The sequence below is a fragment of the Streptosporangium sp. H16 genome (assembly GCF_051918855.1).
Classification (GTDB): domain Bacteria; phylum Actinomycetota; class Actinomycetes; order Streptosporangiales; family Streptosporangiaceae; genus Streptosporangium.
Genome location: NZ_JBPXMD010000009.1, coordinates 58942 through 72894, shown reverse-complemented (window position 1 = coordinate 72894; position 13953 = coordinate 58942). Strand labels below are relative to the sequence as shown.

13 protein-coding genes are annotated in these 13953 nt (G+C 69.7%); 5 read left to right on the top strand and 8 right to left on the bottom strand.

From position 1 onward, the window contains the following. Window positions 1–17: 17 nt before the first annotated feature. Together ACTOQ2_RS17100 and ACTOQ2_RS17095 are read right to left on the bottom strand one after the other, a co-directional pair. The gene (locus tag ACTOQ2_RS17100; protein WP_440100528.1) at window positions 18–890 is read right to left on the bottom strand and encodes an alpha/beta fold hydrolase; all 873 of its coding nucleotides are present in this window, start codon (window positions 888–890) and stop codon (window positions 18–20) included. 112 nt (window positions 891–1002) lie between these two features. Beyond that, entirely contained in the window at window positions 1003–2943 is a 1941-nt protein-coding gene (locus ACTOQ2_RS17095) for a DEAD/DEAH box helicase (RefSeq protein ID WP_440100527.1), read from the bottom strand. A gap of 369 nt (window positions 2944–3312) precedes the next feature. On the opposite strand from ACTOQ2_RS17095, the gene ACTOQ2_RS17090 reads away from it, so the two are divergent. Then, window positions 3313–3963 carry a ferritin-like fold-containing protein gene (locus tag ACTOQ2_RS17090; RefSeq protein WP_440100526.1) on the top strand — a complete coding sequence of 217 codons (651 nt, stop codon included), beginning with the start codon at window positions 3313–3315 and terminating at the stop codon, window positions 3961–3963. Between the two features lie 460 nt (window positions 3964–4423). On the opposite strand, the gene ACTOQ2_RS17085 is transcribed toward ACTOQ2_RS17090, so the two are convergent. From ACTOQ2_RS17085 to ACTOQ2_RS17060, 6 genes are all read right to left on the bottom strand, one after another. Next, window positions 4424–4654 carry a DUF3107 domain-containing protein gene (locus ACTOQ2_RS17085; protein ID WP_440068504.1) on the bottom strand — a complete coding sequence of 77 codons (231 nt, stop codon included), beginning with the start codon at window positions 4652–4654 and terminating at the stop codon, window positions 4424–4426. A 210-nt stretch (window positions 4655–4864) separates the two neighbouring features. After that, complete coding sequence (locus tag ACTOQ2_RS17080) at window positions 4865–5494, bottom strand: TetR/AcrR family transcriptional regulator (RefSeq protein WP_362685409.1); 630 nt, start codon at window positions 5492–5494, stop codon at window positions 4865–4867. Window positions 5495–5554: 60 nt separating this feature from the next. Next, complete coding sequence (locus ACTOQ2_RS17075) at window positions 5555–5851, bottom strand: hypothetical protein (RefSeq protein ID WP_440100525.1); 297 nt, start codon at window positions 5849–5851, stop codon at window positions 5555–5557. Between the two features lie 685 nt (window positions 5852–6536). Beyond that, entirely contained in the window at window positions 6537–6875 is a 339-nt protein-coding gene (locus ACTOQ2_RS17070) for a hypothetical protein (protein WP_440100524.1), read from the bottom strand. A gap of 780 nt (window positions 6876–7655) precedes the next feature. Further along, on the bottom strand, window positions 7656–7973 hold the full coding sequence (locus ACTOQ2_RS17065; protein ID WP_440100523.1) for a hypothetical protein: 318 nt from the start codon (window positions 7971–7973) through the stop codon (window positions 7656–7658). Window positions 7974–8640: 667 nt separating this feature from the next. Continuing rightward, on the bottom strand, window positions 8641–8967 hold the full coding sequence (locus ACTOQ2_RS17060) for a hypothetical protein (RefSeq protein WP_440100522.1): 327 nt from the start codon (window positions 8965–8967) through the stop codon (window positions 8641–8643). A 440-nt stretch (window positions 8968–9407) separates the two neighbouring features. Between ACTOQ2_RS17060 and ACTOQ2_RS17055 the strand changes: the two genes are divergently transcribed. The 4 genes from ACTOQ2_RS17055 to ACTOQ2_RS17040 all read left to right on the top strand — a co-directional run bounded on the left by ACTOQ2_RS17055 (window position 9408) and on the right by ACTOQ2_RS17040 (window position 13901). Beyond that, entirely contained in the window at window positions 9408–10316 is a 909-nt protein-coding gene (locus ACTOQ2_RS17055; RefSeq protein WP_440100521.1) for an alpha/beta fold hydrolase, read from the top strand. Between the two features lie 77 nt (window positions 10317–10393). After that, on the top strand, window positions 10394–11575 hold the full coding sequence (gene moeZ, locus ACTOQ2_RS17050) for an adenylyltransferase/sulfurtransferase MoeZ (protein WP_440068511.1): 1182 nt from the start codon (window positions 10394–10396) through the stop codon (window positions 11573–11575). A gap of 230 nt (window positions 11576–11805) precedes the next feature. Further along, the gene (locus tag ACTOQ2_RS17045) at window positions 11806–12540 is read left to right on the top strand and encodes a hypothetical protein (RefSeq protein ID WP_440100520.1); all 735 of its coding nucleotides are present in this window, start codon (window positions 11806–11808) and stop codon (window positions 12538–12540) included. Beyond that, window positions 12534–13901 (top strand): S8 family serine peptidase, encoded by a 1368-nt coding sequence (locus ACTOQ2_RS17040; RefSeq protein ID WP_440100519.1) that lies wholly within the window; start codon window positions 12534–12536, stop codon window positions 13899–13901. Before ACTOQ2_RS17045 ends, ACTOQ2_RS17040 begins: the two co-directional genes overlap by 7 nt. The last annotated feature ends 52 nt before the right edge of the window (window positions 13902–13953 follow it).

Sequence of the window (13953 nt, the reverse complement as noted above, 5' to 3'; positions counted from 1 at the left end):
CCAACGGGGTCCCCGGCTCAGCTCCTCAGACGGCTCTCGGCGGCGTTCCAGAAGCGGATGAGGGCGGCGGCGGTGGTCTCCGGGGCCTCCACCGCCGGGGAGTGGGCCGCGCCGGGGACGACCACGCAGTCGGCGTCCAGGCGGCGGGCCATCTCCGACTGCATGCGCGGTGGCCAGCCGTCGTCGTGCTCGCCGTACAGGACCAGGGTGTCGATGCCGACCTGGGTGAGATCGTCGCACCGGTCCGGCGCGGAGAGCACCTCCTCGGTCATCGTGATCATGCCGACGGGCGAGTTGGCGAACAGCCGCTTGCGCAGGAAGGCGATGATCTCGTCGGACACCCCCGAGGCCAGGGCCTCCGGCTCCATCCGGGTGTGCCACAGGTGCTCCAGGCCGACGCCGGGCAACTCCGAGATCATGAAGCGGCCCGCGCGCTCGCGGGGCCCGACGATCGCCGCGGGCCCGGAGCTCATGAGCGTGTAGGACACGAACCGGGTGCGGCCGTCGATGACCGCCTCCCGGGTGACCAGGCCGCCGAACGAGTGGCCGACCAGGTGGATCGGGCCGCCGTGGCCGATCACCTGGGCCAGGACGTCGACGTCGTTGCCGAGCGCGGCGCAGGTGTAGGCGCTCCTGTCGTCAGGGCCGCTCGTCTCGAACTGGCCGCGCATGTCGATCGCGACGACCTGACGGCCCGACTGCGCGAGCGTCTGCAGGACCGCGATGAAGTCTTCCTTGCTGCCGGTCAGGCCGGGAACCAGCAGGGCGGGCCACCGCTCGGGAATGCCGCTGACGGGCAGGGCCTCCAGTACGGCGAAGGCGCCCACCGCCGTCTCGATCTGGCGAGAGCGGACGCCAGGAGGCAGGGTCAGAAAACGCGGCGTACTCACGTGGCCCCACGATACCTCTCTTGGTGACATCGCTCCGTGCGTCCGGGAGGGGTCGGGAGCGTGAAAAGGGGCGCCACCGACATGGTCGCGCCCCTTCTCATGGTGACACTTGCTAGTTGGGGCGACGCGTTCCCCGCTGCTGCTGGCCGCCGCGCACCGGCGGGCGGCGACGGCTCTGCACCCGTTCCGAGGCCGCCGAGGGGGCGATCTCGTCGTCCTCCGACGCGAGGTCCGGCGACTTGAAGATCACCGCGAACGGGCTCGGGGGGATGATCTTCTCGGGCTGCGGCCGGGGCTTGGAGGCCTCCACCACGGGTTCGTCGTCCCAGCGCTCTGCCATGGTGTCGTCGTCCTCTCCGCGATCCGTGAACTCCGCCACCCGCTCCGCGGTCCACGACGGAGCCGAAGGGGCCTCCGAGATCGCCGGGGTCGCCGGGACGTCCGCCGGCTGCTCGCGCCTGCCACGGCGCTGCCGGCGAACCGGCTCCTCCGCCGCGGGCTCGGCGTGAACCGCGGCCACCGGGGCTGCCGGGGCTGCCGGGGTCGCCGGGGTCGCCGGGGTCTCTGCCGTGCCGACGAGGCTCACCTCGGGGTTCAGCCCGGCCTTGCGAGCCCGGCCCCTGCGGGGCGCGGTCTCGGCGGGCTGCTCGTCACGGATGTCCCTGCGGGTTGCCATGTCCGTCTCCACCTCGGCGATCTCGACGACAGGGGGCTGAACCTCCTCGGCCACGACCGGCGCGGGGATCTCCTCGCCGGTACGGCCTCCGCGGGTGCGACGGCGCTCGCGGGACGTGCGCGCGGGGCGCTCGCGGCGCTCCTCGCGATCGTCCTCGCGTCCCCTGCGGGAGTCGTCCTCGCGCCCCTTGCGGGGAGAGCGGGAGCGGATGCGGCCGGTCTCACCGAGATCCTCGACCTCCTCGGCGGCCAGGCCCGCCCGGGAGCGGTTGGCGCGCGGCAGCACGCCCTTGGTGCCCTCGGGGATGCCCAGGTCGCTGAAGACGTGCGGGGAGGTCGAGTAGGTCTCGACCGGCTCGGGGAAGGCGAGCGAGAGCGCGTTGTTGATGACCTTCCAGCGAGTGAGGTCCTCCCACTCGACGAAGGTCACCGCGACGCCCGTCTTGCCGGCCCGGCCGGTGCGGCCGATCCGGTGGACGTACGCCTTCTCGTCCTGCGGGCAGTCGTAGTTGACGACGTGGGTGACGTCGTCGACGTCGATGCCGCGCGCCGCGACGTCGGTCGCGACCAGCACGTCGATCTTGCCGTTGCGGAAGGCCCGCAGGGCCTGCTCGCGCTGGCCCTGGCCGAGGTCGCCGTGCACGGCCGCGGCGGCGAAGCCGCGCTCCTTGAGCTGCTCGACGACCATGTCGCAGGCGCGCTTGGTCTCACAGAAGATCATCGTGAGCCCGCGGCCCTCGCACTGCAGCAGCCGGCCGACGATCTCGATCTTGTCCATCCGGTGCGTGCGCCAGACGAACTGCGTCGTCTGCGGGGTCGCCTCGGCCTCGATGTCGTTGTTCTCGGCCCGCACGTGGGTGGGGCGGGTGAGGTAACGCCTGGACAGGGCGACGATCTCGCCCGGCAGGGTCGCGGAGAACAGCATCGTCTGCCGCTCCGCGGGGATGAGCTTGATGATGCGCTCGATGTCGGGCAGGAAGCCCAGGTCGAGCATCCGGTCGGCCTCGTCGAGGACGAGCGTCCCGATCTGGCTGAGGTCGAGGTGCTTCTGCTTGACCAGGTCGAGCAGGCGGCCCGGGGTGCCGACGATGACGTCGACGCCCTGCTTGAGCGCCTCGATCTGGGGTTCGTAGGCGCGCCCGCCGTACACGGTGAGGATCCGCGAGCCGAGCTTGCCGGCCGCCGTCACGAGGTCCTCGGTGACCTGGACGGCGAGCTCGCGGGTCGGTACGACGACCAGCCCGCGGGGCTTCTTGCGGTTCTTCCTCGGCTTGCCGACACGCTGCAGCATCGCCACGCCGAAGGCGTAGGTCTTGCCGGTGCCGGTGCGCGCCTGGCCGATGATGTCCTGGCCGTTGAGGGCCAGGGGGAGTGCCATTTCCTGGATCGGGAACGGCGCGATGATGCCCTCGGTCTCAAGGGCATCGGCGATCTCTGGGGTGACTCCGAGGTCTCGGAACGTCGTCAGCTTGGCCTGCCTAAATCTCCGTTGAAGGCAGGCCTGCCGGGACCACGGGCAGAAAACGTGTTCCCCGTGCCGGGTCCTCGCGGAAGGTCCAGCCCTCTCATGTCATCAGCGACCGCTGCGGCGTCACGCCGACTTTTGGGGGCGTCCGAGAGTGGATATCCCGGATTAACACGGTGCGGTCGCACTTTCACAGAGCAGTGTACTCGATACCACAACGGAGAACCGATTTCTTCGTATTCCCGGTGAATCGCGAGGTCGCTCAGCTCGTAGGCTGCCTCCATGACCGATTCCCCTCCCGGTGTCTCCGACCTGCTCGGTGTCCTCGCCTACGCCGAGCTGACCGCCTTCCTCAGACTCGCCGAGGACGCCACCCGGTACGCCCCCTCGCTGACCGACCAGGCGGCGCTCGGCGGTCTCGCGGCGGCCGAGTACGCGCACTTCGAGTTGCTCCGCGACCGGCTCGCCTCCCTCGGGGTGGATCCCGAGAAGGCGATGGCGCCGTTCACCGGGCCGCTGGACGACTGGCACGCCCTGACCTTTCCCGGAGACTGGCTGGAGGCTCTGGTCAAGGCGTACGTCGGCACGGGGATCGCGCTCGACTTCTACCGCGAGGCGGCCATCGGCGTGGACGACGAGACGCGGAACCTCGTCGACGAGGTCCTTGCGGACGAGGGGCGGTCGCAGTTCGCCGTCGAGAGGGTCCGCGTGGCGCTCCAGGAGGACCCCAGGCAGGCCGGGCGGCTGGCGCTGTGGGCCAGGCGCCTGGTGGGGGAGGCGTTGAGCCAGGGACAGCACGTGGCCGCCGCCAGGCCCGAGCTCGCGGCCCTGCTGGTGGAGGCGGCAGGGGAGGACATCAGCCGGATGTTCGCCCGGCTGACCGAGAAGCACGGCCAGCGGATGACCGCCCTGGGGCTGACCCCGGGCCCGTAGCGCGGCGGCCGGGTCTCCACCGGCCTTCCGGCCGTCGTGACCGCCGTTTCCGCCCGGCGGGACCGGGCGCGGGCGGCCTCCCGGGTGCCGGTCCGCCGTGGTGACGAATCGGTGTTTTCCGCCCCGCTACGTGGGAGAGCCCGATTCACCTTTGGCGTGAACGCCGGAGCGCCGCGGACGGATCCGGTAGCGTGCGAGACATGAGGGCCTCGCGCCGCTATGGCAGTTCCTTGACGAGATGTGGGCCGAACCGCTGGACTTCGCGTCCCGTGCTGCGCAGGGGAGGCGCGGGCTGTCCGGCCATCAGCCGGGGGCGGGAGCATCTCCGCCGTGTCAGACGCCCGCGCTGCTGCGGGCTCGGCGAGCGGGACGAGTGCTCGGGCGGCTGAGGGCCACGCTCGCGCCGGATCCGCGGACCGCGCCATGCCGCGAAGGCGACCTGGCGCGAGCCCGGAATCCGTCAGAGCGTGCCGCCGAAGCCGACGGGGCGCGCCTCCTCCTCGCCGATCTCGATGAAGCCGAGCGAGGCGACCGGGACGATGATTTTCCGGCCGTTGACGTCGGTGATGGTGAAGACACCGCTGCTGGACGCGAGGGCGGCGCTGATCTCGCTCTCAAGCTGCTCGGCCGTGAGGTCGGTCTCCACTACGAGTTCACGGTGTACGGAACGTACGCCGATCTTGATTTCCATCGTGCTCCCTTTCGATGAGGGTTGCTCGTCCCATGGTCGCCCCACGGGAAGGCCGACGCGCCGGTTGATCGCGTCAAGCGAACAGATGATCGCGGCAGGCGAACAGCCGGCCGGGAGGCCGGGACATCGCGGGATTCCTCGACGCCCGGCGAGGGAGCGGAGGAAACCGGCCCGGCCGGCGCCGGGAGCGCGGGCGGTGCCGGGGGTCTCTCAGTGGTCGGCGACGGTGCGGGGGAAGCCGGAGATGCCGCGCCACGACAGGCGGGCGATGAGCTGGGTGGCCGCGTCCTTGGGAATGGAGCCGTTGCTGCTGATCCAGTAGCGGGCGCTGACCTCGGCCATGCCGACGAGCCCGACGCCGAGCAGGCGCGCCTCGTCGCTGGAGCAGCCGGTGTCCTCCTGGATGACCTGGCTGATCATCTCGGCGCTCTCGCGGAGGTTGCGCTCCATGCGCTGGCGGACCGGGGCGACGTTACGGAGATCCGACTCGAACACCAGCCGGAACGCCTCACCCTGGCTGGAGACGAAGTCGAAGAAGGCGCCGATCGCGGCCTGGACGCGCTGCTTGTTGTCCGTGGTGGAGGCGAGGGCGTCGCGACAGCGGGTGATCATGTCGTCCACGTGCAGGTCGAGCAGGGCCAGATAGAGCTCCTGCTTGCCGGGGAAGTGCTGGTAGAGGACCGGCTTGCTGACCCCTGCCCGCTCGGCGATCTCGTCCATCGCGGCCGCGTGGTAGCCGTTCTCCACGAACACCTCCTGCGCCGCGCTGAGCAACTGGCGGCGGCGGGCCGTCCGGGGCAGCCGGGTGCCCCGGGGCTTGGCGTCCGGGGTAGCGGTCACGTGGTCTCCTCGTGTCAAGCTCCTGGCGTTCGTGGCCATCCTACGCGCGGGTAACCCGGGTCAGCGATAATCGTCCTCGTCGAGCTCGACGGTGCGCCGCTGCTCGAAGGTGTCCGCGGGGTCGGCCTCCAGGGGGATGGAGTCGGGCCACTCCGCCTCCTCCTCGCGCACCGTGCGGCTCTGCTCGGCGGCGTCGGCGGGGTCCACCTCGGCCGGGAGGTCGACGGGCACGTCGGAGCCGTTCTCGCGCACCGGCCGGTGCTGCTCGGCGGCGTCGGCCTCGGGCGTCTCGACGGAGAGCTCCTCGGGAAGGTCGTCGACCGCTTTCCCGTGCGATGTGTCGCCGCGCGCGTTCATATGTCTGACATCCCCTGTCGTCATCCGGGCTCCGGCACGTTCCCTCTCCTCACCCGGCTCCTGCAAACGTCGGACATCGCCCAGCGTACGACCTCGGATGCCGCGCGCCGAGAAAGACGCGGCATCGGATTGCCCATGACGGCACCTGCCGCATTGACGGCGTTTCGCATCCATGAGGGCCTGTTTCGAACGTGAGTGCGATGCCGGTGACGAGGCGTCCGGCCGGGAGAACCGTGCCGGGCCCGGGAGCCGGAGGCAGGGCGGCCGGGAGGTGTGCCGCGCAGTCTGAGGCGGGAGGGGGGCGAGTGGCTGCGGGGAGGCGGGTGGCCTGAGGGGGAGGGCAGGGGAATGCCGGCGGGGGGCTCCCGTGCCGGGCTTCGGATGTCTCGGATGTGACAGGGCGGGGGCCCGGATATGACAGGGCGGGGGCTCCGCGGTCGGAAAACCGCGGAGCCCCCGCCTGCAATTCGTGAGAAATGATAACTCGCATTGTATCGAGAGCCGGGATCCCGGGAAATCTCTCCCCGGCCTTCCGCTCTCACCGTTCGGATCGACGTTTCTCCGTGGAGGAGCGCGACCCTGGTGGATACGGGACTTCTAGCCCACCGTCACGGTTTCCGAGCCGCTCTGAAACGCGGTTCCAGCCGTTTCCGGTGTCGTATTCCGATCCCGTGTCAAGCGTGGATCAGGACGCGGCCGAAGCCAGGGGCGGTCCGGGAGGGCCAGGAGGCCTGTTGTCCGTCTCCAGGGGCACGAGGCGGTCGGAACGGGTCTTGTTCTCCAGGCGGTTGCGGTTGCAGTTGTCCTGGTCGAGAGTCAGCCTGAAGCGGTGGTGAGTACGACGGTAGTGGTGACGACGGCCGCAGCAGCCGCCGCCGCCCCAGGTGGTGAAGGTGCCGGCGGTGACCGCGGTGGTCATCGCGTTGGCGCTCGTGACGGTGGTCGCCGCGCCCATGGCGACGACCCCGCCGGCCAGCGCCGTGCTGATCGCGAGCCCTGCGAGCACACTCTTGAACTCGGGCATTGCGTTTCCCCCTTGAAAGGATTGATTTACCAATTTTTGGCATTTCCCGTATGAGTCGGAAATTGCCAGAGATGGCTAGAGATGACCGATGATGAGCCATCCCTGGTTGTCATAGTTTCCTCGCATGTCTGCCGACAAACAGAGATCGAAGGCTTTTACCCTATTCTTAGCTATTTATCGTCGACGTTGGATACTTATTGGTCGCTTTAAAGTGAAATGTATTTAATGTCGGATTTGTTCTCCGGAGCGGAGAAGAATGGGACCGGGTATCGCCGGGGGCGAGCCGGTGCCGCTCGCACATGTCCTCTCGCGTGCCGCTCGGTGCCGCCACGAGGCCTCGGCTCCGGAGTGCGGTCCAGGACTCCGGGAAGGGGACGGGGTGTGGAGGGGACCGGTCCCTGCCGCGGGCGATCCGCCTGCGTGCTTCGGCTTCGAGGTGGTGGAGACGGGAGTTCCGAGGTGGCGGAGAACAGGGGGTGTGCCATGAACGGGATATAACGGACGAAAGCCCCGCGGTTCGGAAACCGCGGGGCCTCGCTTGTGACTTCGTGAAATGAAGAACTCGCACTGTAAATGAGGGTCAGGGTCCTGGGGGTCTCCCCTCAGGTTCCCGCTGTCGCCGTTCGGCCGATGTTTCCGGGTGGGAATCCCGGCCGTGGCGGATACGGGGATCCTGTCCCTCCGTCACGGTCTCGAAGCCGCGGACGATCGCGGATCCGGCCGTGAGTGAGCCCGTCCTGCGACCGCGCCCCGATCAGGGGTACGGCCTCGGGTCGACGACTAGTCGCGGACGCCGCCGGTGAGAAGCGGAACGATGCGGTCGCTGCGGTTGTCGTTGAACAGCTCGTTGTCGTTGTTGTTGTGGTTGTTGATGATCAGCCTGAAGCGCTTGCGGCTGTGGTGACGGTGGCAGTGGCCGCCGCCGCAGCAGCAGCGACGCCCGCCGTAGCCACCGCAGGTCTGGAAGGCGGCGGCGGTGACCGTGGTGGTCATCGCGTTGGCGCTCATGACAGTGGTCGCCGCGCCCATGGTGACGACCCCGCCGGCCAGTGCCGTGCTGATCGCGAGCCCTGCGAGGACACTCTTGAACTTGGGCATTGCGTTTCCCCCTTGGAAGGACTAATTATCCCTGTTTTCGACATTTTCCTTATAAACCGGAAAACGTCAGAGATGGCCGGTGATGAGCCATCCCTGGTTGTCATAGTTTCCTCACATGTCTGCTGACAAACGGACATCGAAGGCTTTTGCACTCCTCTTAGCTATTTATCGTCGATGTTGGATGCCTATTGGTCGTTTTGAAATGAAATGTATTTAATGTCGGATTTGTTCTTTGGAAACGGAGAAGGGGGCGGGGCGCCGCCCGCCGGTGAGCCGGTGCGACCCTCGCGTACCGGCGCCGAGGCGGCGGGGATGGGGGTGGGGTGGGGGGCGGAGTGCGGGGCGGTGACGGGAAAGGCGGTGCGCGGGAAGCCGGGGCGCGCGCGAAGGCCCCGCGGTCCGGAAACCACGGGGCCTCGCTTGTGACTTCGTGAAATGAGAACTCGCACTGTGGCGAGGGTCAGGGTCCTGGGGATCTCTCCTCAAGTTTCCGCTGTCGCTGTTTGGCCGGCGTCTCTGGGTGAGAGGCGGCGCCGCGGCGAACGCGGTGGTCCTGTCCCTCCGTCACGGTTTCGAAGCCGCCGGAAATCGCGGATCGAGCCGTGAGTGGTCCTGTCCTCTGACGATGCCGCGCCTCCGCACGAGCGCGCGGTTCCAGGCCTGGCGACTAGTCGTCGTCGCCACCGAGGGTCAGGGGCCGGAGGCGGTCGCTGCGGTTGTCGTTGCGCAGGTAGTTGTCGTTGTTGTTGTGGTTGTTGATGATCAGCTTGAAGCGGTGGTGGCTACGACGGTGGTGGCGGTGGCCACCGCAGCAACGGCCGCAGCCGCGACGCCAGCCGCAGCCGCCGCCCCAGGTCGGGTAGGCGGCCGTGGTGATCGCGGTGGTCATCGCGCTGGCGCTCGTGACGGTGGTCGCTGCGCCCATGGCGACGGCTCCACCGGTCAGCGCGGTGCTGATCGCGAGCCCTGCGATGACACTCTTGAACTTGGGCATGCGTTTCCCCCTTGAAATGATCGGTTACCCCGATTTTCGACATTTTCCGCATAAGGCGGAATTGCCAGAGATGGCCGGTGATGAGCCATCCCTGCTTGTCATGATTTCCACCTATGTCTGGCGAGAAACGGGAATCGAGGGGTTTTGCTAACCTCTTATCTATTTATGGCACGTGTTGAACTCTTATTAGTTGTTTTGAAGTGAAATGTCTTCAATGTCGCTTTTGTTCATCGAGGGTGGGTGGGGTTCCGCCGCCGGGGTCGCGCTCGACGGGCGGGGGCGGAGCGGAAACGCCACCGAGTTAATGATGATAAATCATGCAATAAAAGACATCTGGGGAAAATAGGCTTATGTGTCTTTTGTGATAGCCGGAGGCTGTTGCCTGGCGTGTGGTGGGCCGAACTATCGTGGAAGGCAGTGGAACGACAGGAGGAGGCGCGGTGAACAGCCCAATCCCCATATGGCCGGGCGAGATGATCGACCTCGGCGACCAGCGGATCCACGTGCGGTCGACGCCGCGAGGGCCCGCCGAGACGGCCGTCTACGTGCACGGTCTCGCGGGTTCCGCGACCAACTGGACCGACCTGATGGGCGAGCTGTCCGGAGTGGTGTCCGGGCACGCTCTCGACCTGCCCGGCGCCGGATACTCGCCGGAGCCGCCCGGCGGCGACTACTCCGTCGACGCCCACGCCCGGACCGTCACCGCCCTGATCGAGCGGGTCTCCGGCACCCCCGTACACCTGTTCGGCAACTCCCTGGGCGGCGCCGTCTCGGTGCGGGTCGCCGCCACCCGCCCCGACCTGGTCCGCTCGCTGACCCTGATCTCGCCGGCCCTGCCCGACCTCCTGCCCCGGTACGGCCCGGCGCGGGTGGCGCTGTCCACCGTGCCCCGCATCGGCGAGTGGGCGGCGGGCCGGCTCACCCTCGTGCCCGCCGAGCGCAGGCTCGGCGTCACGCTCGCCATGTGTTACGCCGACATGGGGCGGATCCACCCGGACCGGCTCAAGGAGGCGGCCGACGAGCTGCGCCGCAGGGACGGCCTGCCGTACGCGGTGGAGGCGGTGATCAACTCGGCCCGCGGCATCGTCGCCGAGTACTTCAGGCGCGGGGAGACGAACCTGTGGCGGCAGGCGGCCATGGTGACCGCGCCCACGCTGGTCATCCACGGCCGCCACGACCGCCTCGTCAACCCCCGGATGGCCGCCCGCGCCGTCCGGACGTTCCCGCGCGTGCGGCTGATGCTGCTGCCCGACGCCGGGCACGTGGCCCAGATGGAGTTCCCCGAGCGGGTGGCCCGCGAGGCCGGGCTCCTGATCGCCGAGACGGCCCTCGCGCCGGTTGGGGAATGACAGGGGCACCGGGTTAGGTTGTGAGGGGAGCGTGCTGCGCCAGCCGCATCAAGGACCCCTGAAACGGGAGCAGAACTGTGTCGTTGCCACCGCTGGTAGAGCCGGCAGCCGAACTGACCGTCGACGAGGTGCGTCGTTACTCGCGCCATCTGATCATCCCTGACGTCGGCATGGCCGGGCAGAAGCGCCTGAAGAACGCCAAGGTGCTCTGTGTGGGCGCCGGAGGCCTGGGTTCCCCCGCGCTGCTCTATCTCGCCGCCGCGGGAGTGGGCACGCTCGGCGTCATCGACTTCGACGTGGTCGACGAGTCCAACCTCCAGCGGCAGGTCATCCACGGCCAGTCCGACGTCGGACGCCCCAAGGCGGAGAGCGCCGCCGACAGCGTCAGGGAGATCAACCCGCTGGTCGACGTGGTCGTCCACAACGAGGCTCTCACCACCGACAACGTGATGGAGATCTTCGCCGCCTACGACCTGATCGTGGACGGCACCGACAACTTCGCCACCCGTTACATGGTCAACGACGCGGCCGTCCTGCTCGGCAAGCCGTACGTCTGGGGCTCGATCTACCGCTTCGACGGCCAGGCCAGCGTCTTCTGGGCCGAGCACGGTCCCTGCTACCGCTGCCTCTACCCCGAGCCCCCGCCGCCCGGCATGGTCCCCTCGTGCGCCGAGGGCGGCGTGCTCGGCGTGCTGTGCGCGTCGATCGGCTCCATCCAGGTCAACGAGGCCATCAAGCTCCTCGCGGGCATCGGCGAGCCGCTGGTCGGCCGTCTGATGATCTACGACGCCCTGGAGATGAACTACCGCTCGGTCAAGGTCCGCAGGGACCCCGAGTGCGTGCTCTGCGGCAAGAACCCGACGGTCACTCAGCTGCTCGACGACTACGAGGCGTTCTGCGGCGCGGTCTCCGAGGAGGCCCAGGAGGCCGCCTCCGGCTCCACGATCACCGCCGCCGAGCTCAAGTCCTGGCAGGACAAGGGCGAGAGCATCTACGTGATCGACGTCCGCGAGCCGAACGAGTACGAGATCGTGTCCATCCCCGGCGCCGTGCTCATCCCCAAGGGCGAGTTCCTCAACGGCTCCGCGCTGGAGAGGCTGCCGCAGGACAAGAAGATCGTCCTGCACTGCAAGTCCGGTGCCCGCTCCGCCGAGGTCCTCGCGGTCGTCAAGAGCGCCGGCTTCTCCGACGCCGTCCACGTGGGCGGCGGCGTGCTCAGCTGGATCAAGACGGTCGACCCGAGCCTGCCCACCTACTGAGGCCCTGTCCGAGGGCTCCGTCCGAAGGCCTCATGCCCGCACGACTGCCCGCACGATCCGAAAGGCCTCGTGTCCCGCGCGACCCGCGCCCCGTGGAGCACCCGCTCCGCGGGGCGCTCGCCGTTCAGGGTTCCGCCGGGGTTCCGCCGAGGTCACCAAGTCCTCTCCACGCTGACGGATCTGGACGGAACGGCGGATGACACCCGCCACACCGCATTAAGGTCGGGTGCGTGAATGAAGTCCCACGTCAGCGGCGGCGTTCATGGCCGACGCTGGTCGTGGCCTCCGCCCTGACGCTGCTCTGCGCGATCGTGGCCGGGGTGGCGAGCAGCGCCGCGGCGACGGAACTCACCCGGGGGCCGACCCAGGCGGAGCTCGACCGGGCCGCCCTCGACGAGGTGGCCAGGCGCTGGCAGGCCTGGCCCGCCGGGCGCGTCTTCCCCGAGACCGTCCCCTACGCCGCGGAGCAGGGCGGTGAGGAGAAGGCCCGCCGGGTGGGCATCTCGCCGGAGACCCGCTGTGACGGCGCGGTCGACGCCAGGTTGCGCAAGGCGCTGCGGCGGGCGGGCTGCCTGGGCATCCTGCGGGCCACCTACATCGACGCGCTCCAGGGGATCGTGGTCACCGTCGGCGTCGCGGCCTTCGCGGACGAGTCCGGCGCCACCAGGGCCAGAGCGGCGCTGCCCGGGGGCGGTGCTCCCTCGCCAGGCCTGAGGGCGCTGGCCTTCCGCGGCACCGTGACCGACCGGTTCGTCTCCGCCGGACGCCAGGCGGGCCTCGTCCGGCAGGCGGGCCCGTACGTGGTGATGGCCACGGCCGGCCAGACCGACGGCCGGCCCGCCAGGGCGGTCGGCGAGCAGCGGCCGACCCTGTTCGCGTTCACCGGGGACATCGCCGACCGCATCCTCGCCGATCTGTCCATGCCCGCCCGCCCCGACTGCGTCTCCACGGAGTGGCGATGCTGACCACGCCGGGGCGTCTCCCCGCCACCGCCGGACCGTCCGCGAGGACGAGGCCGGAGGGCCGGGTGCCGGGAGCACTGGGGACGCTGCGGGCGCTGGGGGCGCTGTGGAACGTTGCGAGGCGGACGGTGCCGGTGGTGCTGGCGGTGGTGGTGGTGCCGGTGATCTTGGCCCCGGTTCCGGCCGCGCGGGCCGACGACGTCAGGGACAGCCAGCGGGAGGTGCTGCGGACCCTCGACCTGCCCGCCGCCTGGCGGATCTCCGAGGGCAGGGGCGTGACCGTGGCCGTGCTCGATTCCGGGGTGGACCGCGACCACCGTGACCTGGTCGGTTCGGTGACCGAGGGCAAGGACTTCACGGCCGGGGCCAACCCGCCGGGGGTGAGCCCCCTGAGGCTGCACGGCACGTACATGGCGTCGCTGATCGCCGGGCACGGCCACGGGCCGGGCGGGGCCGACGGGGTGATCGGCGTCGCGCCCCGCGCGAGGGTGCTGTCGGTACGGGTCATCCTGGAGGACGAGGAGCCGGGTTTCCGGGAGTTCAACACCGCCGAGCGCTACGAGAACGTGGTGGCCAGGGGCATCAGGCACGCGGTGGACCGCGGCGCCGACGTGATCAACATGTCGATCTCCAAGGAGCTGGCGACCAGGGAGGAGCGATCGGCGATCCGCTACGCGATCTCCAAGGGGGTCGTGCTCGTCGCGGCGGCGGGCAACGAGGGCGCCGAGGAGCCGGACGCCGGCGGCCACGCCCCCTACTCCTACCCGGCGGCCTTCCCGGGAGTGGTCTCGGTCGCCGCGACGGACCGCGGGCTGCGCCGGGCCTCGTTCTCCAACCGGAACCCCTCGGTCCTGGTGGCCGCGCCGGGGGTGGACATCCTCGGTGCCGGTCCGGGGGACGAGTACTGGGTCGGCCGGGGCACCTCTCAGGCGACTGCCCTGGTGTCGGGGGTTGTCGCCCTCATTAAGGCCAAATATCCAAAAATGTCGCCCGTGCTGGTCGTGCAGGCGATCACCGAGGGAGCCACCCGGCGGCCCACGGGCGGCTACGACACCGGTACGGGCTTCGGCGTCGTCAACGCGACCCGGGCCCTCGCCGCCGCCGCCAGGATCTCCCGGCACACCCTCACCGCCGAGGGGGCAGGGGGACACGACCCCGCCCGCCCGCTGGGCCTGCCGGTCGAGCCGGTGCGGGTCGTCCACCGCGACCGGGACCGGATCACCCTGTACGGCGGCGTGGCCGTGGCCGCCGGGTTCGGCGCGGTCGTCTCCCTGATCGCGCTCGCCGTGTTCGTCGGCCGCACCCGCCCGCCGGAGGCCTTCGAAGAACCCGGGCCCGACCCGGTCGCGGCCCCCTGGCGGTGAGCTCCCGGCGGCGCCGGGCGAACTCCCGAGGCCCGGTCCGGCCACGCGGAGT